Source organism: Nocardia sp. NPDC050413 (assembly GCF_040655475.1).
Taxonomy (GTDB): domain Bacteria; phylum Actinomycetota; class Actinomycetes; order Mycobacteriales; family Mycobacteriaceae; genus Nocardia; species Nocardia coubleae.
On record NZ_JBFAJZ010000002.1, the window covers coordinates 732,701 to 749,947 of the forward strand.

The 17,247-nt window shown below is 67.8% G+C and carries 18 protein-coding genes; 10 read left to right on the forward strand and 8 right to left on the reverse strand.

Going from position 1 to position 17,247, the window contains the following annotated elements; translation table 11 throughout:
* Window positions 1-98 precede the first annotated feature (98 nt).
* The 3 genes from AB0I19_RS09380 (at window position 99) to AB0I19_RS09390 (ending at window position 2,634) form a co-directional block, all read left to right on the forward strand.
* Window positions 99-683 carry a hypothetical protein gene (locus AB0I19_RS09380; RefSeq protein WP_357146479.1) on the forward strand — a complete coding sequence of 195 codons (585 nt, stop codon included), beginning with the start codon at window positions 99-101 and terminating at the stop codon, window positions 681-683.
* Between the two features lie 689 nt (window positions 684-1,372).
* Window positions 1,373-1,507, forward strand: coding sequence for a hypothetical protein (locus AB0I19_RS09385; RefSeq protein ID WP_357146481.1), 135 nt, complete (start codon window positions 1,373-1,375; stop codon window positions 1,505-1,507).
* A complete protein-coding gene (locus AB0I19_RS09390) occupies window positions 1,507-2,634 on the forward strand; it encodes a putative sulfate exporter family transporter (protein WP_357146484.1) in 1,128 nt (375 codons plus the stop codon). Before AB0I19_RS09385 ends, AB0I19_RS09390 begins: the two co-directional genes overlap by 1 nt.
* A gap of 103 nt (window positions 2,635-2,737) precedes the next feature.
* Here the strand turns inward: AB0I19_RS09390 and AB0I19_RS09395 are convergent, their stop codons facing one another.
* Window positions 2,738-3,586, reverse strand: coding sequence for a helix-turn-helix domain-containing protein (locus AB0I19_RS09395; protein ID WP_357146486.1), 849 nt, complete (start codon window positions 3,584-3,586; stop codon window positions 2,738-2,740).
* A 94-nt stretch (window positions 3,587-3,680) separates the two neighbouring features.
* Between AB0I19_RS09395 and AB0I19_RS09400 the strand changes: the two genes are divergently transcribed.
* Window positions 3,681-4,901 (forward strand): cytochrome P450, encoded by a 1,221-nt coding sequence (locus tag AB0I19_RS09400; protein WP_357146489.1) that lies wholly within the window; start codon window positions 3,681-3,683, stop codon window positions 4,899-4,901.
* Between the two features lie 267 nt (window positions 4,902-5,168).
* On the opposite strand, the gene AB0I19_RS09405 is transcribed toward AB0I19_RS09400, so the two are convergent.
* Window positions 5,169-6,080 carry a RecB family exonuclease gene (locus AB0I19_RS09405; RefSeq protein ID WP_357146492.1) on the reverse strand — a complete coding sequence of 304 codons (912 nt, stop codon included), beginning with the start codon at window positions 6,078-6,080 and terminating at the stop codon, window positions 5,169-5,171.
* A 74-nt stretch (window positions 6,081-6,154) separates the two neighbouring features.
* Between AB0I19_RS09405 and AB0I19_RS09410 the strand changes: the two genes are divergently transcribed.
* Window positions 6,155-7,291: a hypothetical protein gene (locus AB0I19_RS09410; RefSeq protein WP_357146495.1), complete on the forward strand. Its 1,137-nt coding sequence runs from the start codon at window positions 6,155-6,157 to the stop codon at window positions 7,289-7,291.
* 70 nt (window positions 7,292-7,361) lie between these two features.
* Window positions 7,362-8,195: a tRNA (adenine-N1)-methyltransferase gene (locus AB0I19_RS09415; protein ID WP_357146498.1), complete on the forward strand. Its 834-nt coding sequence runs from the start codon at window positions 7,362-7,364 to the stop codon at window positions 8,193-8,195.
* Window positions 8,196-8,388: 193 nt separating this feature from the next.
* On the opposite strand, the gene AB0I19_RS09420 is transcribed toward AB0I19_RS09415, so the two are convergent.
* On the reverse strand, window positions 8,389-9,675 hold the full coding sequence (locus tag AB0I19_RS09420) for an acyltransferase family protein (protein WP_357146501.1): 1,287 nt from the start codon (window positions 9,673-9,675) through the stop codon (window positions 8,389-8,391).
* Window positions 9,676-9,821: 146 nt separating this feature from the next.
* On the opposite strand from AB0I19_RS09420, the gene AB0I19_RS09425 reads away from it, so the two are divergent.
* Window positions 9,822-10,331, forward strand: coding sequence for a DUF4442 domain-containing protein (locus AB0I19_RS09425; RefSeq protein WP_357146503.1), 510 nt, complete (start codon window positions 9,822-9,824; stop codon window positions 10,329-10,331).
* 65 nt (window positions 10,332-10,396) lie between these two features.
* Here AB0I19_RS09425 and AB0I19_RS09430 read toward each other — a convergent pair whose 3' ends face one another.
* Complete coding sequence (locus tag AB0I19_RS09430) at window positions 10,397-10,918, reverse strand: hypothetical protein (RefSeq protein WP_357146506.1); 522 nt, start codon at window positions 10,916-10,918, stop codon at window positions 10,397-10,399.
* A 201-nt stretch (window positions 10,919-11,119) separates the two neighbouring features.
* Between AB0I19_RS09430 and arc the strand changes: the two genes are divergently transcribed.
* Complete coding sequence (gene arc, locus AB0I19_RS09435; RefSeq protein WP_067492080.1) at window positions 11,120-12,880, forward strand: proteasome ATPase; 1,761 nt, start codon at window positions 11,120-11,122, stop codon at window positions 12,878-12,880.
* 310 nt (window positions 12,881-13,190) lie between these two features.
* On the opposite strand, the gene AB0I19_RS09440 is transcribed toward arc, so the two are convergent.
* The 3 genes from AB0I19_RS09440 to AB0I19_RS09450 all read right to left on the reverse strand — a co-directional run bounded on the left by AB0I19_RS09440 (window position 13,191) and on the right by AB0I19_RS09450 (window position 15,614).
* Window positions 13,191-13,877 (reverse strand): peptidylprolyl isomerase, encoded by a 687-nt coding sequence (locus AB0I19_RS09440; RefSeq protein ID WP_357146509.1) that lies wholly within the window; start codon window positions 13,875-13,877, stop codon window positions 13,191-13,193.
* A gap of 94 nt (window positions 13,878-13,971) precedes the next feature.
* On the reverse strand, window positions 13,972-14,469 hold the full coding sequence (locus tag AB0I19_RS09445; protein ID WP_357146512.1) for a nitroreductase/quinone reductase family protein: 498 nt from the start codon (window positions 14,467-14,469) through the stop codon (window positions 13,972-13,974).
* 26 nt (window positions 14,470-14,495) lie between these two features.
* Window positions 14,496-15,614: a class I SAM-dependent methyltransferase gene (locus AB0I19_RS09450; protein ID WP_357146514.1), complete on the reverse strand. Its 1,119-nt coding sequence runs from the start codon at window positions 15,612-15,614 to the stop codon at window positions 14,496-14,498.
* A gap of 216 nt (window positions 15,615-15,830) precedes the next feature.
* Here AB0I19_RS09450 and AB0I19_RS09455 point away from each other — a divergent pair, with 216 nt between their 5' ends.
* Window positions 15,831-16,199, forward strand: a complete 369-nt coding sequence (locus AB0I19_RS09455; RefSeq protein ID WP_067635725.1) for an arsenate reductase family protein — start codon at window positions 15,831-15,833, stop codon at window positions 16,197-16,199.
* 172 nt (window positions 16,200-16,371) lie between these two features.
* Window positions 16,372-16,683 (forward strand): hypothetical protein, encoded by a 312-nt coding sequence (locus tag AB0I19_RS09460; RefSeq protein ID WP_067492085.1) that lies wholly within the window; start codon window positions 16,372-16,374, stop codon window positions 16,681-16,683.
* A 3-nt stretch (window positions 16,684-16,686) separates the two neighbouring features.
* On the opposite strand, the gene AB0I19_RS09465 is transcribed toward AB0I19_RS09460, so the two are convergent.
* Window positions 16,687-17,238, reverse strand: a complete 552-nt coding sequence (locus AB0I19_RS09465; RefSeq protein ID WP_357146519.1) for an NUDIX domain-containing protein — start codon at window positions 17,236-17,238, stop codon at window positions 16,687-16,689.
* Window positions 17,239-17,247 lie beyond the last annotated feature (9 nt).

A 17,247-nucleotide genomic window follows, 5' to 3' on the forward strand; every position in this document is an offset into this window, starting at 1 on the left:
CGGCCACGGCGGGCCCGTCAGCGATGTTCGCCGGTAGAGTCGATAGAAGGATTCGGCCCGGGGGAGTCGGCGCGGGCTGTGGGCGGAGGGGTTGTTCGATGTCGCGCTGGATCAGGTGGATCACTGCCGGTGCGGTGGGCGTGGTTCCCATTGCCGACTGGGTCGTCCGGGGGTACGGGCCCGCCGGGTGGATGTTCGCCTTCTTCATCTTCTTCGGGGCACCGGTGTGGTTGGGGTGTCTCGGTGCAGGGTTGTGGATCGCCAAGGGACTCGTCGTCGACGCGCGATTCCTGTCCGCCTCCCGCGTTCGGCAGGGATTTGTGGTGCTCGCGCTCTGGGTGCATCTGCTGAGTCTGACGTTGTTCTGCTGGTTCCTGGCAGACGGCGGCGACAACGCCGCGTGGCAGTCCCCGGTGTCGAAGATGCTCGGAGTCGACAGCGAAGGCAGCGCGGCGCCCGAGTGGCTGAAGCAGATGAGCGAGATCGGTCTGATATCGATGCCTGCCGCGGCGTTGTCCATGCTCGCTGCATGGGCCGCGTACATGGGCAGACCGCTCCTGCACACATCGCCACGACAGCCGCCGCCGACCACCCCCAGGCGTAGGCCGGACGACAATTTTGTCCGGCCATTCCATGATCGGGGCGAACACGTCGAACAAGAACGAGCACGAAGAGAAGATTGAGAAGGAGTAGGTCGAGCGCGAAGAAAAGCGCCGCCTGCAGGAAGAAGAGGAACGTCGCCTCCGCTTTGGTATTTGCGTCGCGTTTGGGTTAATTCGAAGGCCGCCTAACCGAAATGTGTCTTCCCTTGTGTGGCAACGGCTTCAGGGTCCCATTCGTCATCTTCGCGACGTCGGGAACTGGAATGTTGCGCAATCTATGGGGTCGAGCTCATCCTAATCGAGACCAGGTCCCCATAGGCATGGCCACATCGGGATCCCAGATCAGGCCTATACCCGTGCTATCACCGGCTATCGCCCCTGCCGATCTGATCGAGTGATCGGGATGACAACCTCGACGAGGGAAGAAATCTCTCCGAGAGAAACTTCCCAAGGGTCGTTTCGGCAATATCGGAGTACCGGACAAACCTATGCAACCCGGTGCGGTCGTACAGTTCCGACAGTTCTGCTTCGAGACCTGCCCACTCGGCGGGTGACACATACCAAATGTTCCCGAATTCGGGAAATATCGCCCTCCATTCTGATGGCGGGGTTAGGGAACTTTCCATTACCGGTGGGGGAGGGAGTGAATGCCGAGGTCGTGAGCCCGGTGGTCGATCGGTCGAGATCGGTTCAGGGTGAGTGTAATCGGTGTGTGTCGGCGGGTGGCGCGGTTAGTTTGCGGTTCTCGATGAGGAACGCAAGGAGTCACAGTGTCGCAAGCAGAGACCGAGCCGAGGCCGGGTAGTGCTTTCAGGTGGAACGAGGATTGGGCGGCGACCGTTGTCGGTCTCGTGCTGATCGGTCTCGTGCTGGTGGGAGCTGTTCCCGATTGGCTGGTGCCGTGATGGCCGAGGTGAAGACGACGTCCGAAACCGCGGCGGTGCAGGGTAATACGCGGACGACGGGTGCCGATATCGCCGCCGGAATACTCCTTGTACTCGTCCTCGGCGCGCTGACACGATTCTTCGACACGCAGGTGCCGCAGTGGGCGGCCGACACGCCGTTGAAGCGGGTCGCGAAGACCATCGAGTACCCGGTGTACGCGATTGCGATCGGCTTGATCGGCAACGTGGTGCTCTCCAAACTCGGTCTGCGGGATCGGCTTTCGGCCGGATTCCGGACGGAGTTCTTCATCAAGACCGGCGTGGTGTTGCTCGGTGCGTCTGTCAATCTGAAGATTCTGGTGACGGCGGCGGCGCCCGCGATCGTGCAGGCACTGGCCTTGATCACCATCGTTTTCGGATTCACCTGGTGGTTCGGTGGGGTGCTCGGGCTCGATGACAAACTGCGCGCCCTGCTGTCGTCCGCGGTGTCGATCTGCGGGGTGAGCGCGGCCATCGCGGCGGCCGGAGCGGTGCAGGCGCGGCGTGAACAGATCGCGTACGCGGCCTCGCTGGTGATCATCTTCGCGCTGCCGTCGATCTTCCTGCTGCCCTGGCTCGCCGACCTTCTCGGGCTTTCGGATGCGGTCGCGGGTGCGTGGATCGGTGGCAATATCGACACCACAGCCGCGGTGGCCGCCGCCGGTGCGCTCGCGGGTGAGGAATCGTTGCAGATCGCGACGATCGTCAAGACTACGCAGAACGCGCTGATCGGACTCGTCGCGATCGCGCTCACGGCGTGGTTCGCGTTCCGGGTGGACCGCACGCCGGGTGCCGCGCGCCCGAGCCTCGGTGAATTCTGGGCCAGGTTCCCGAAATTCGTGCTCGGGTTCGTCGCCGCGTCGATCATCGGCACCCTGTACCTGCAATCGGTCGACAAGAAGACCGGTGCCGCGCACATCGCGATCGTCAACGACCTGCGGACCTGGTTCCTGATCCTGGCCTTCGTGTCCATCGGCCTGGAATTCTCGCTGCGCGGATTGCGCGAGGCGGGGTGGCGGCCGATCGCGGTGTTCGGTTCGGCGGTGCTGGTGAACCTCGCTGCCGGACTCGGCCTTTCGGTGCTGCTGTTCCGTGACTTCGCGGCGTGACCTGGTCGAACGCCCTCAGTGGGTACCGGATGGGGCTGCACCTACCGGCCGCGCCGAGTCTGTCGGCGGCTGAGTAGGAAGCGCCCCGGGGTGCTCTGAGCGGTCAGGTCGCGACGCCGAGCTTCTGGGCGCAGGCGAGGAGTTCTGTGCGGTACAACTCGCGGTCACCAGGGGAGACGGCAGGATGCAGGGGCCCGATCTGCAGCTCCCAGCGCGGAACCTCGTCGCGGTCGAACACCGGCGCCGCGAGGTAGGCGATGGGTAACGGTGCCGCGGCGGCGAGGTCGGCGGCGGTGTGGGGGTAGCCGCTGAGGTCGCCGAGCAAGCCGAGGACACGACGGCGCAGTGGTCCGGAAGCCGGTGAATGTGCCAGGTGGCCCGCTACTTCGGCGAGGACATCAAGGGTGGCGAGGTCGGCGGGGTCGATGCCCCAGACCACGAGGCCGGCGGTGCGGATCTCGGTGAGCGCGGTGGTCAGTTCGTGGCGTCGGCCGGGGTCGGCGGTAGCCAGCCACGCGTGCTGCCGTTCCGGCGGGCAGAACGCGATGACACTCGCGCCCGCGGGAGCGCGCAGCGGCACGCGGGCTCCGACCTCGATCCCGGCGGGCACCCGGCCGTGATGGGCTGCCAGGCCGACGAAAGTCATCGAGGTCGACGAGACCACCGACAGCGCGGCGCCACACCCGACCCGGCGGGCCAGTTCGCGCAATGCGGCGTCCGCGCCCGCGGGTGCGGCTGCCCGGTGTGCGGTGGGGAACGTGGGCCCGAGCCGGTAGGTCAGGTCGCGAGAACGCTGCGCCCAGCCACGCGACTCCAATGTGGTGAGGATTGCGGCGACCGTCGACCGGCTCAGCGCGAGCCGGTCGGCGACGCTCGCGGCGGTGAGCGGCGCCTCGGCGGCGAGCAGTTCGACGACGGAGACGACCCGATCGGTCGGTGGTGACGCGCTCACGCATTCCCTCTTGTTCTTCCCGACGCGGTCGTCTACCGTCCGCGTGCCGAAAATCCGATTCGACGACACGAATATTCGTGTCCGGAGGAATGTTATGCCGAACTCGTCGCTCCTGGACCACCTCGACATCACCGACATCGACTTCGCCTTCCAGGACACGCCCGACCTGCACCGTGTGCTGGCCGACCTGCGCGCCCGCCGGCCGTACGCGATCGTCCCCTTCGCCGGGACGCGTGCGGTGCTGCTGCTCACCCATGACCTGGTGTCGGCGGCCTTCAAGGACGAGGAGACCTTCCCGGCGCAGGCGGTGTACTCGCTCACCACCGAGCCGGTGCTCGGCCGCACGCTGCAGTGCATGACCGGCGACGAACACCGGGTGAACCGGGCCATCGTCGCCCCACCGTTCCGTCGCAGTCTGGTGAGCGGCTGGATCGAACCGCTTCTCGCGCCGGTCGCCCACGAGGTGATCGATCGTTTCGCTCATCTCGGTGCCGCCGACCTGGTGGTCGAATTCACCACGCGCTACCCGGTTCTCGTGATCAGCAGGTTGCTCGGTCTGCCCGTCGGCGACGAGGCGACGGTGTTGCGCTGGGCACACGACCTGTTCTACTTCCCACTGGATCCCGCTGCCGCACACCGGGCTTCGCGCGAGTTCGCCGACCATGTGCTGCCGATCATCGCCGCACGGCGCGAGGAGCCCGGTGAGGACCTGATCTCGAAGCTGGTCACCGAGAGCGTCGAGGGAACCACCCTTTCCGACGATCAGATACTCGCCTTCCTACGGCTGCTGTTCCCGGCGGGCGCCGACACCACCATGCTGGCTCTGGGAAATACGTTGTCCGCCTTGCTCACTCACCCGGACCAGCTCGCCCTGGTGACGGCCGATCCGGAGGAACAGGCCGAGTGGGCGATCTGGGAGGGGTTGCGTTGGGAACCACCGGTCGGTCTCCTGCCACGAGCTTGCCCTAGGGACACCCACTGGCAAGGTCTCGACATTCCCGCGCTGACCCCGATGTTGTTCGCCGTCAATGCCGCTCACCGCGACCCGGCGAAATACCCGGCGCCACACGAATTCGACATCACCCGCCGCGCCACCACCATGCTCTCCTTCGGGCAGGGCCCCCACAGTTGCCTGGGCAGCTGGCTGGCGCTGGCCGAACTCCGCACCGCCCTCACCGCTCTGCTCACCCGCCTCCCCGATTTGCGGCTGGCTGATGCGGCGGCGGCCGAGGACGCCACCGTGACCAGCCAGGTGGGCACCGCGCTCCGCGGCCCCACCGCCCTGCGCGTCCGCTGGAACCGAGCGGCTTCCTGACCGGCAACATCCTGGCGCGTAGGCTGAACTGGTGCTTTGTCCGGACAACAACGGATCGGGGCGAAAACAATGTCGAACAAGAACGAACACGAAGAGAAGATCGAAAAGGAGCAGGCCGAGCGCGAGGAAGAACGCCGCAGACTGGAAGAAGAAGAGGAACGCCGCCTGCGTTGAATTCAGCCGAACCGTGTACTGAGCCAACCAACTGTGCCGTCGGGCCTGAGATGACAGCGGGCTCGAGGACCTCTGGCGGCGCGACGAGCGGGCTCAGACGTCTTCGGGGGTGCGGACCAGGGGAAGGCCGAGGTCGATGTCGGTGGTGGCGGCGTCTCGGGTGGGCCAGCCGGGGTAGGGGGGTGGGGTGCCGCCGAATTCGGGGCACAGGGCGTGGAAGTCGCAGTAGCGGCACATCGAATTGCGTTGGGGTGGGAAGTCGCCCGTGCGGCCCGCGTCGAGGATGGCTTGCCACAGGGCGGTGAGGATGCGGGCGAAGCGGTCGAGTTCTTCGCGGTCGGGGGTGTAGGTGAGCAGCACCTTGTCGGCCAGGTAGATCAGGCGCAGCTGTGCGGGGAGGATGCCGCGGGTGCGCAGGATGACCAGGGCGTAGAACTTGAGCTGGAACAGGGCACGGGCCTCGTGCTGGGGGCCGGGCGCGCGGCCGGTTTTGTAGTCGACCACGCGCAGCAGACCGTTGGGCGCCACGTCGATGCGGTCGACGAACCCACGCAACGGGATCTCACCGTCGAGGTCGACCTCGACTCGCTCCTCCAGACCGTCCGGGTCGAAACGGGTGGGGTCCTCGAGCTCGTAGTATCCGGCGACCAGGCGGCGCACCTCTTCGAACAGCGCCTCCGTACCGCCCGCCGCCACCAGCTCGTCGAGCCCCTCCCGGCCCGCCCGCACCCGCTCCCACGCGCCGGGAACCAGCTCGGCCGCCCGGTCGGGCACACGCTCGGCCGCGGGTAACCCGAACAGGTCCTCGAGCACCGCGTGCACCACCGTGCCGCGAACGGCCGCGCGCGTGGGTGGTTCCGGCACCCGATCGATCGCCCGTAACCGGTACTTCAACGGGCACTGCTTGAAATCGGCTGCGCGCGAAGGAGACAACGCCGGACGCGACCGGACAGCCGGTTCGGCGGAAGGCTCGTCGGCGATCGACGCGGACAGGGGCACTGACATGTTCGCCACGGTAACGGCACCTACCGACAGGTTCACGATTCGTCCATCTGGGCGGTGTCTGTCAAGATCGCCGAATGCGAACGATCCGGGTGGGGGCGGCCGTGGCCGCGATGATCATGCTCAGTGCTTGCGAGGAACAACTGCCGCCCGTGGCCACGAGCACATCGGCCAGCGCACCGACGACCACCGCGACCAGCCCCGAACAGGATTTGCGGACCGGCAAACTCGCCGAGGGCTTCCGGATGGCCGACGCGCTGACTCTCGGCTCCGATATCGACCCGGCCTTCGTGCGCCGGGGACCACTCGGTGTCCTCACCGAGCCGATGCTCACGATCATGGCGGGCCACAACAACGCGGTGAGCGCCGCCGCCGCGGCCGAGGGCCTCATCACGGGCTTCGCCGTCCAGCGGTCCAACGGTGGCGAGACGAGCGCCGATACCCAGTGGCTCACCCACGGCATCATGCGTTTCCCCGACAGCGCGTCCGCGACAAGGGCGGCCGACGCCCTCGCCACCGCCGCGACCACACAGAGTGGTCTGCTCGAATCCGGTGACTGGGTGGTCACCGACCTGCCGGAAGCACCGGACAGCCGGGTCGTCACCATGACGAACCGCGGCAGGCTGGACGGCATGGCCTTCACCCCGCACCGGGAATACGTGGTGTTCACCCGGATGAGCAACGGCGCGCTCCCCGAAATCGGGAAGATCATCCGCGCCGCGTTCGAACGTCAACGCCTCGAACTGGATTCGTTCGCGGCCACTCCGGTTGCCGAGCTGGCGAACGTCCCCTACGACCCGACCGGGATCCATGCACTCGCCGTCGGCAAGGGCGGTGCGAGCCGGGGAGCCTTCGGCAGGCGCGCCGCAGCGCATTACGCCGACGACCAGCAGGCGGCCCGCGCACTGTTCGACAGGGCTGGGGTGAGCGCGTTCGGCGTCGAAGGCAGCATCGTCTACCGTGCCGCCGACGCCGCAGGCGCGGAGACCTTGCTCGCTTCCGACACCGCCGAGTTCGGTTCCGATCGGGAATGGAAGTCGACGGCGGCCCCGACGGCTGTCCCCGGGTCGGTCTGCTGGGCAGAGACCGACGAGAGCAGCTGGGCATGCCTGGTGTCGGTCGGTCGCTACGTCGCGCAGGTCCCCGCCGACACCGAAGCCGAAGCGCACTCCCTCCTCGCCGAACAGCACCGTGTGCTCACTGCCGCGAAATAGCTGACCCGTCGATCGCGCGAATCGCCCCGCCTGGCAGGCTTGAGACTTCCATTCGAAGAACGGGAGATACATGACGGCCAGACGGACCGGTCCATTCGCGATCGGGGACCGGGTGCAGCTGACCGATGCCAAGGGGCGCCTCTACACGGTGGTGCTCGAGGAGGGCAAGGAGTTCCACACCCACCGCGGCGGCATCAAGCACGACGACCTCATCGGCGCCGACGAGGGCTCCGTGGTGAAGTCGATCAACGGCACCCCGTACCTGGCCCTGCGCCCGCTGCTCACCGACTACGTGCTGTCGATGCCGCGCGGCGCCACCGTCATCTACCCCAAGGACGCCGCCCAGATCGTGCACGAGGGCGACGTGTTCCCCGGTGCGCGGGTGCTCGAGGCAGGCGCCGGTTCCGGTGCGCTCACCTGCTCGCTGCTGCGCGCGGTCGGCTCCGAGGGGCAGGTGATCTCCTATGAGATCCGCGACGACCACGCCGAGCACGCCGTGCGCAATGTGGAGACGTTCTTCGGAGAGCGCCCGCCGAACTGGTCGCTCACCGTCGCCGACGTGGCGGACTACGACGGCGAGCAGGTCGACCGGGTGGTGCTCGACATGCTCGCGCCCTGGGACGCGCTGCCCGCGGTGTCGAAGGCGCTGGTGCCCGGTGGCGTGCTCATCGTCTATGTCGCCACGGTCACCCAGCTGTCCAAGGTCGTCGAGGCGATGCGTGAGCAGGAGTGCTGGACCGAGCCGCGCTCCTGGGAGTCGATGGTTCGCGGGTGGCATGTGGTGGGGCTCGCGGTGCGTCCCGAACACCGGATGCAGGGGCACACCGCGTTCCTGGTGAGCGCGCGTCGCCTCGCCGAAGGCACGGTGACCCCTAAACCGCAGCGCCGTCCGTCGAAGGGCTGAGTTCGGTCGCGGTCTGCCCCGCCACGGGTGCTCGGCTGGGCGCTTCGGCGGCCGATGATCAGCTGGCACAAGGTCGACACGGCATGGCGGAGCGGCGCGTCGAGCGAGGACGCACCGCCGTTGGTCTCGACGCGCTCGGCGATCTCGCGCTGTCGTGAGCCAGCTCTCTCACCGCCCCGGAGCCGCGGGCCGTTCATGCTCTGGTTAGCAGCCGTGCGCCGCACAGTGCCGTGGCGGCGACCGCGAACCAGGGCAGCCCTTCCGAGGTGAGGCCGCCTCGAGTGGCCTGCAGAATCGCGAGCCCGGCCGCCGCCACAGCGAACAGCACGGCGGCGGAACGGGCGCCGCGCACCGTCGCGACCGAGCCGTCCCACCAGCGCATCGGCGTGTTCTCCAGCCCGCGCAAGGCGAGGAACGCTAGCGCGGTGAGGACCAGCGTCGCGCCGAGCTGCACGGCGGTGAGCAGCCAGAACCCTTGGTGGGTCGGGCCGACCCGATCGCCACCGGCCAGGTGACTCGCGACGAGCACCGTGAGCAATGCGGGCATGTGCCACAGGTAGAGCGTCATCGCGCCGGTGTTGCCGATGACCGTGAGCCACCACACGCGTGGCCGCGCCGCCAGCCGCCGGATCCACGGGGCCACCGCGACCGCCGCGCAGCACAGCGCTACCGCGTGCCCCGCGAGCAGGAGCGACGGCGGCGCGAGATTCGACAACCGCTGTCCGGGAACGGTCACCATGCTCGTCTCGTACGGTCCGACGAGAACCAGTGCCACGTCGATGAGCAGCACTACGAAGGCCAGCGCAGCCGCGGTCCGCCGTGGCAGCAGACCGCGCAGGTAACCGATCCCGAGCACGGCCGGGATCAACCACACCGCCACATTCAGCATGCCCACCTCGGCAGGACCGCCACCGAGCCGCACCGCGTCGACGGTCCCCGCCGCGACCACGATCACCGCGACAGCCGCGAACATCCGGCCCGTGCTGGTGACCCGAGCTGCCAACGGCGGCGTACAGGCCAGCACCGCCAGATACATGCCGAGAAACCACAGCAGCTGCACACTGGTGATCGAGAGCGGCCGCTGCCAGCCCGGTCCGAGCACCGAGCCGGCGGCGAACACCAGCGCCGCCGAGGCTGCCAGGAAGTACCCGACCGGGCGGATCAGCCGCTGCGTGCGCCGGAAAAGCCAAGCGCCCCAGGAAGTTCCGGGGGCAATACCGCGCGCACCCGCCGCGACACCCGCGAAGAAGAACAGCGGGAGCACCTGCAGCAGCCAGGTCAGCGGCTGGAGGGCAGGCAGATCGGCGAGCACATTGCCGAAGCGGACGTCGTCGCCCGACACCGACACCGACACCGTCAGCATCAGGCAGTGACCGACCACCACGACCACCAGCGACGAGATCCGCAGCAGATCGAGGAACCGATCGCGATCGGCGGGCGTATTCGCCGCCACCACAGCCACACTCGGCACAACACTCATGCCGCAACCATCGCAGAAACCTGGCCGCGACCACAGCGCGGAACTACCCCACCCCGTGCGTGGAATTACTCGGATACGATCCGCCGAACCGATTTCCGCGCGCCGGAGGCGGATCGCCGCCCGGCGGCACACGAGGGGGAGAACGTATGACCGATCAGTCCGAAAATCCGGTGCGCGACCCGTCGGCGGGAACGTTGTACCCGGGCACCTCGACCCGGTTCTACCGCGCCGCGTTCAACGTGTTCCCGCCGTACCTGTTCGGCGGCGTGCGCGTGAAAAGCATTGCCCCCGACTGGACTTCGGCACACATCACCTACACGATCCGGTGGTGGAACCGCAACAGCCCCAACCGGGCGGCCTTCGGCGGCACGCTGTACTCGATGACCGACCCGTTCTTCGCGATCCTCGCCTACGGCCAGCTCGGGCGCGGGTACCGGATCTGGAACACCACCGGGTCGATCGAGTTCCTCACACCGGGCCGCGGCACGGTCGCCACCGACATCTCCCTGTCGACCGAGGAGGTGGCGGCGATCAGGGAGGCCACCGCCGACGGGGCGAAGTCGCTCACCCAGCACACCGCGCAGATCTTCGACCGGGACGGGACGCTCGTCGCGCGCGCCGGGCAGACGCTCTACGTGCGCCGCTTACGGGACTGAGCGCGCCGCTACGGCGCCTATCGGCCCGGGGTGACCATCGGGGGTCCCCGGGCCGGAGCGGAACGTCAGGCGGGCGTGCAGGGCGCCTGCGCGAAGCCGAGGAGCAGGCAGCCGCTGGCGTCGGAGAGCTTCCAGGCGCCGTCGACGCGCTCCCAGGTCACCGGGAACGCGGGCGCGGTGCCGTGCGGCGAGGTGATGGTGACATCGGCGGTGGCCTTGTCGCCGCTGGTCGCGACGTTGTCGACCGCGAAGGTCAGGGTGTAGCCGGCCAGCATCCCGTTCATCTGGTCGATATTGGCCTTGCGCGCCTCACCGTTGACGATCAGTTTCGCCTTCTCGTCGCTGGACAATCCCGGGTCGGCGAACTGGACGAGCGTGGCCTTCAGGGAATCGGCGGACGGTGCTCCCGCGTTGTCTCCGGTGGGTGCCGGAGTTGCCGAAACGCTGGACGGAGCGGCCGAGATGCTGGTACTGCTGCTGGTGGCGTTCGTCGAGGAATCGTCGGAACCGCAAGCGGTGAGGCCGACAGCGAGGGCCGCGGCGGCGGCAGCGACGGTGACACGGATCGTGCGGGTAGGAAGGAGCATGTTCGGCAACAACCTTTCGGCTCGATGGGCGAGTAGCCCGCCCTGTGCCCCGTACGGGCTTAGGGGAGCCTAACAGGATGGATTCGGTGGTTTGATGTCGTACCGACCGTACAAGATGTGATCACGACGAAACCATGTCGGAAAGCGAGAACGGACCGCGCCCGGTAGCGTTGATAGACCGGGACTGGGAGGAGCAGCATCATGAGCCCCAACGAGAATTCGGATTCGGCGGCCTGGCGAGAGCTCGAGGCGGTACGCGCCGAGGCGGCTGCTCTCCGCAGGCAACTCGCCGACTCGCCGGATCGCGCACGCGAATTGGAAGCACGAATCGATTCGTTGACCATCCGCAACGGCAAACTGATGGACACGCTCAAGGAAGCGCGCCAGCAGTTGATCGCCCTGCGTGAGGAAGTCGATCGCCTCGGTCAGCCGCCCAGCGGCTACGGCATCGTCATCCACACCTACGACGATCAAACGGTCGACGTGTTCACCTCCGGTCGCAAGATGCGCCTCACCTGCTCACCCAATATCGAGGCCGAGACCCTCGAGTACGGCCAGACGGTGCGCCTGAACGAGGCACTCACCGTCGTCGAGGCGGGCAAGTTCGACGCGATCGGCGAAATCGGCACCCTGCGTGAGATTCTCGACGACGGCCGCCGCGCCCTCGTGGTGGGTCACGCCGACGAGGAGCGCGTGGTCTGGCTGTCGGGCCCGCTGTCGAAGATCGCCGAGTACGACGACATCGACGACCCCGATTCGCCCATTCGCAAACTGCGCCCGGGTGATTCGCTGCTCGTGGACACCAAGGCGGGCTTCGCCTTCGAACGGGTGCCCAAGGCCGAGGTGGAAGACCTTGTGCTGGAAGAGGTTCCCGACGTCGACTACACCGACATCGGTGGTCTCGGCCGGCAGATCGAGCAGATCCGCGACGCGGTGGAGCTGCCGTTCCTGCACAAGGACCTGTTCCGCGAGTACGCGCTGCGCCCGCCCAAGGGCGTGCTGCTCTACGGTCCGCCCGGCTGCGGTAAGACGCTGATCGCCAAGGCCGTCGCCAATTCGCTGGCCAAGAAGATCGCCGAAGCCCGCGGTGAGGACGCCAAGGAGGCCAAGTCCTTCTTCCTCAACATCAAGGGCCCCGAGCTGCTCAACAAGTTCGTCGGTGAGACCGAGCGCCACATCCGCATCATCTTCCAGCGGGCGCGCGAGAAGGCCTCCGAGGGCACCCCGGTGATCGTGTTCTTCGACGAGATGGACTCGATCTTCCGGACCCGTGGTTCGGGTGTGTCCTCCGATGTGGAGACCACCGTTGTGCCGCAGCTGCTTTCGGAGATCGACGGTGTGGAGGGCCTCGAGAACGTCATCGTGATCGGTGCGTCCAACCGCGAGGACATGATCGACCCCGCGATCCTGCGGCCCGGCCGCCTGGACGTGAAGATCAAGATCGAGCGGCCCGACGCGGAATCGGCGCAGGACATCTTCTCCAAGTACCTCACCGAGACGCTGCCGCTGCACGAGGACGATCTGCGCGAGTTCGACGGCGACAAGCAGGCCTGCGTCGAGGCGATGATCGAGAAGGTCGTCGACCGGATGTACGCCGAGAGCGACGACAACCGGTTCCTGGAGGTCACCTACGCCAACGGTGACAAGGAGGTCCTGTACTTCAAGGACTTCAACTCCGGCGCGATGATCCAGAACATCGTCGACCGGGCCAAGAAGTACGCGATCAAGTCGGTGCTCGACACCGGCAACCCCGGTCTGCGTATCCAGCACCTGTTCGACTCGATCGTCGACGAGTTCGCCGAGAACGAGGACCTGCCCAACACCACCAACCCCGACGACTGGGCGCGGATCTCGGGCAAGAAGGGCGAGCGGATCGTCTACATCCGCACGCTCGTCACGGGCAAGAACGCCTCGGCCAGCCGGGCGATCGATACCGAGTCCAACACCGGTCAGTACCTGTGACCATCGGCTGACGTCAGGCCGTGTTCCCGCTGCGGGAGCACGGCCTCCTCAGTGTTTTGTTCGGATTTTTTTCACCGAAACGCTGCGCGCGGATAAGTGAATAGGGCACGCTTCACTTGTCTCTCCCAGTGAGGGAGACCAGTAACGAGGGAGTGTTGCCATGACCGGTTCGGCCGCCGATTTCCTGACCGAAGTAATCCTGCAGACGATCGCCAATCTGTTCAGCTCGATCAGCGCGGGCTGATCCAGCCCGGTTGCGCCGAAGGGCCGCGTCTCCGTTCCCGGAGACGCGGCCCTCGTGCGTTGTGGCTCAGTTCGCGGCGGTGGTCACCCGGTCGAGGGCGACCTCGGCCAGCGGGGTGCCGTCCGAGCCGCCGCCCGCCACGCCGCCGTTCGCGATCGTGGTCAGCGCGTCCATGCCGGAGACCACCCGTCCGAACGGGGTGTAGTTGGGTGGCAGCGTGCTGTCGCGGTAGACCAGGAAGAACTGACTGCCGTTGGTGCCCGGTCCCGCGTTGGCCATGGCGACGGTGCCTGCCGGGTACACCGCGCCCGCGAGGTTCTCGTCGCCGAACTTGTAGCCCGGTCCGCCGAGGCCGGTGGCCGTCGGATCACCGCACTGCAGGACGAAGATGCCCTCGGTGGTGAGCCGGTGACACCGGGTGTGGTCGAAGTAGCCCTCGCCTGCGAGGAAGGCGAACGAGTTCACCGTGCGCGGCGCCGCGGCGGCGTCGAGTTCCAGTTCGACCGTGCCGCAGGTGGTTTCGAGAGTCGCCGTGTAGGCGGCGGCCGGGTCGATGGTGAGCGCGGGCTCGGCAGGCCACTGCTTGCCGTTGGGTTGGCCCGGTGCGGCCGGGTTGCAACCGGGCAGTACCTGCTGCTGCGGCGCGGTCTGCGCGACAGGCGCGAGGGCGACGAGTGCGGCCGCGGCAACGCCGACGCCGAGCATCGCGCGCCGGAGAGTGCCGATGGATCGAACCTGCGAATGACTGCTCACCTGGGCGGTGTCTCCTCGAAACGGGGTGCTGCCGGACGATGTACCGCGCATCCTGCCAGTCGCGCCCGCCTGGGGCCAGGCTTTGGGATAGGAATCAGCGCGGAGTCAGCTGGACGACCACACCACCCTGTTGCCACGTCTGATAGATGTCGGCTTTGGACGGCTCGCCGTCGGCGGTGTAGCCGATTCCGTTGAACTTGGCGTTCTGTTTGTTGTCCCTGGCGATCACGGTGTACAGGTCGAGCACGGCGGCTTCGTCGGAATGCACGGTGGCGGTGAAGGTCTCGGGTGCCCCGCCGCGAGTGAGCCGCACCTCGGCCCCGCCGCGCAGGTTCTTCACCCAGGGGCGCAGCGCGGTACCGATGAGCAGGGTGCCCTCGTGGACCGTGTAGGCCACGGGAATGTCGTAGACCTTGCCGGATTTGCGTCCGGTGACATGCAGGGTCGCCAGACGCTTACCGACGATGCGCGACAGCAGGGGCACCTTCAGCAGTCCGCGCACGAAGGTGTTGACCCGGTTCTGATACGGCCGCAGCGGCTCGGGACCGGTGGTTGTCGGTGTTCCGTAAGGGTTTTCGGAGGGGACGCTCATGGTCCCAGTATCGCCGCATGCGCCGATCAGCGCGCCCGCAGGCGCCACAGCGTGGTCGTCTCGGCGGTGCGGGCGGCGGCCAGCGGGTCGTCTCGATCGCTCGCCCGGGGGTGGCGTGGGCGGGTGGTGAGCTTGCCCATCACGTGCAGGCCCGCGTCGTCGAGCAGGCGGGCGATCTCCTCGGGCGGGCGCAGGCCGAGCAGTTCGGCCAGGTCGGACAGCACCAGCCAGCCCTCGCCGTGCGGGGTGAGATGGGCGCGCAGGCCGTGCGCGAATTCCCGCAGCATCGACTGATCGTGGTCGTAGACACCACGTTCCAGGTCGGAGGTTGGGTCGCCGGGTAGCCAGGGCGGGTTGCACACCACCAGGTCGGCGCGGCCGGGCGGATACAGGGCGGGGCCGGTGACGGCGATCCGATCCGACCAGCCGAGGCGCTGGGCATTGTCGGCCGCGCACCGCAGCGCGCGGGGATTGATGTCGGTGGCGACGATCTCGGAGACACCGCGCTGGGCCAGCAGGACCGCGAGCACGCCGGTGCCGGTGCCGAGATCGAAGGCGGTGCGGACTTCGGGGTCGAGGGGAGCGTCGGCGACCAGGTCGACGTATTCGCTACGGGTCGGCGCGAAAACCCCGTAGCCGGGGTGGATGCGGGCACCGAGCGCGGGCACCTCGATGCCCTGTTCGTGCCAGCGCTGGGCGCCGAGGACGCCGAGCAGCTCGGCGAAGGTGACGACCCGGGCACTGTCGGCGCGACCGTAGGCAGCGGTGCACGCGGCCCGCACATCGGGGGCGCGGCGCAGGTCCAGTTCGTTGCCCGCCTCGAGGCAGACCAGTACGTTGCCGAGAATGCCTGCGCGCGTGCGCTTGCGAGCCCGCTCGCGCTGGTAGAGGGAACCGAGATCGGTCGGCGCCTGCTTGGCGGGCCTGCGGTCGGCGCGGCGACCGAGCGCCTGCAGCAGCTGACGTCCATTGTGGTAGTCGCCGCGCCACAGCAGCGACTCACCCGCGCGGATACGGCGGAAGGCGTGATCGGCCGAGAGGGTGTCGTCGGCGACGGTGACGGTGTTCGGTGCGGGCGTGCCGTTCTCCGAATGCCAGTCGGCGTGGAAGCGGTTGTTGTCTTCGGTCCAGGCGATGGTGGACACGGGGATCTCCCGGTGATCGATGTGCTGTGAGACGCGACGAGCACTTCGACGGGAGACGACAGGGGAAACCGCGGTCGCTACCGCGTCGAAATGCGCGGGTCGGCGTCGCCGAGGACCATGCCGAGCGTCACCACTGCTGCCTTTCGAGGGGAGGAAGGTTCCATTCTGCCGTACAGGCCGGGTGGGCCGCCCACCGGCCGCGATTAGGCTGCGGTCATGACATCTGGACAGACCGAGATCTGGCACAACCCGCGGTGCACCAAGAGCCGGAACGCCACCGCCCACCTCGACGCGAACGGCGTGGAGTACACCGTGCGGCGCTACCTCGACGACCCGCCGACCGTCGAGGAGCTGCGTGCCGTGCTCGCCCGCCTCGGCAAGGAGCCGTGGGACATCACCCGCACCGGCGAGCAGATCGCCAAGGACCTCGGCATGGCGAGCTGGGGCCGCACCGCCGCCGACCGGGACCGGTGGCTCAGCGCGCTGGCCGAGCACCCGAAACTCATCCAGCGCCCGATCGTGCTCACCGCCGACGGCGGCGCCGTCGTCGCCCGTGACGAGGAATCCCTGCGCGCGCTCGACTGAACACCCGCGATTGCCCGGCGATAACTATTCGGGCACGGACGTAACGTGTCGACCGGATCCGATGATGTAGCTCACATCAGCGCGACACCGTGTCCGCTGCACATCTATTCGGACCGAGCGTGGCCAAGCCTGCGGATCACCGAGCAGCCCGACCACGCGCGTGGAGGTTGACATGAAATCGCTTCGCAAGATCGCTGTCGCGACCACCGCCGCCGGGCTCATCGGCGCGTCGACCATGCTCGCCGCGCCGGCGCAAGCCACCCCACCGGGGCGCTGTTCGGCGAATCCCGTGGCGGCCACCGGCGCCTTCTCGCAGTGCGGGGACCCGGTCTGGCACCAGGTGCGCGTGACCTGCTGGGCGTGGTGGAACTGGTTCAGCAGCTACGAACGCTACGGCCAGCCCGCGTTCCACGGATTCCACTCGCAGACCGCCTGTGACCTGCCCTTCAGCATGCAGACCTGGTCGGTCGTCGTCCACCCCTGACCCTCAGTCTCGGGGGCCTTCGTCCCCGGTGAGCAGGTCGTCGAGCACGGCCCGCGTATCGGGGACGAAGGGCCACGTCGGGTCGCTCAGCGCGGCCCGCAGTTCGGCCTCGGTCCACCACCAGCCGTCCGCGATCTCGGACGGCTGGTGGCGGATCGGACCGTCGTGGCGGTACTCGAAACCGAACAGATGACAACGCAGGTGCCTGCCCGCCCACACACCGTCCCAGGAGGCCGTGGCGCGCAGCGGTAGGCGCGTGCCCGGCGTGACGGTGATGCCCAGTTCCTCACGCAATTCGCGGACCGCCGTGTCGGCCGGGTCCTCGCCCGCGTCGACCACGCCGCCCGCCAGACAGTCGTGCATGCCCGCGAAGACGAGTTTGCTGTCGGTGCGCCGATGCACATAGATCCGCGTGCCGTCGATCGACCGGACGAGGACGCCCGCGCTGGCGTGCCAGAGCCCGTCGCGATAGACGACGCCCCGCTCGGCCGTGCCGGTCACCCGGCCCTCGGCGTCGTACACGGCGAGCAGTTCGGACTCCGGATGCGGCGACACGGCCCGAGA

Bases quoted from the DNA above. Each gene is read 5' to 3' on its own strand.
- AB0I19_RS09380 (WP_357146479.1), top strand. From the start codon at position 99: ATGTCGCGCTGGATCAGGTGGATCACTGCCGGTGCGGTGGGCGTGGTT.
- AB0I19_RS09390 (WP_357146484.1), top strand. From the start codon at position 1,507: ATGGCCGAGGTGAAGACGACGTCCGAAACCGCGGCGGTGCAGGGTAAT.
- AB0I19_RS09400 (WP_357146489.1), top strand. From the start codon at position 3,681: ATGCCGAACTCGTCGCTCCTGGACCACCTCGACATCACCGACATCGAC.
- AB0I19_RS09405 (WP_357146492.1), bottom strand. From the start codon at position 6,080: ATGTCAGTGCCCCTGTCCGCGTCGATCGCCGACGAGCCTTCCGCCGAA.
- AB0I19_RS09410 (WP_357146495.1), top strand. From the start codon at position 6,155: ATGCGAACGATCCGGGTGGGGGCGGCCGTGGCCGCGATGATCATGCTC.
- AB0I19_RS09415 (WP_357146498.1), top strand. From the start codon at position 7,362: ATGACGGCCAGACGGACCGGTCCATTCGCGATCGGGGACCGGGTGCAG.
- AB0I19_RS09420 (WP_357146501.1), bottom strand. From the start codon at position 9,675: ATGAGTGTTGTGCCGAGTGTGGCTGTGGTGGCGGCGAATACGCCCGCC.
- AB0I19_RS09425 (WP_357146503.1), top strand. From the start codon at position 9,822: ATGACCGATCAGTCCGAAAATCCGGTGCGCGACCCGTCGGCGGGAACG.
- AB0I19_RS09430 (WP_357146506.1), bottom strand. From the start codon at position 10,918: ATGCTCCTTCCTACCCGCACGATCCGTGTCACCGTCGCTGCCGCCGCC.
- arc (WP_067492080.1), top strand. From the start codon at position 11,120: ATGAGCCCCAACGAGAATTCGGATTCGGCGGCCTGGCGAGAGCTCGAG.
- AB0I19_RS09445 (WP_357146512.1), bottom strand. From the start codon at position 14,469: ATGAGCGTCCCCTCCGAAAACCCTTACGGAACACCGACAACCACCGGT.
- AB0I19_RS09455 (WP_067635725.1), top strand. From the start codon at position 15,831: ATGACATCTGGACAGACCGAGATCTGGCACAACCCGCGGTGCACCAAG.
- AB0I19_RS09460 (WP_067492085.1), top strand. From the start codon at position 16,372: ATGAAATCGCTTCGCAAGATCGCTGTCGCGACCACCGCCGCCGGGCTC.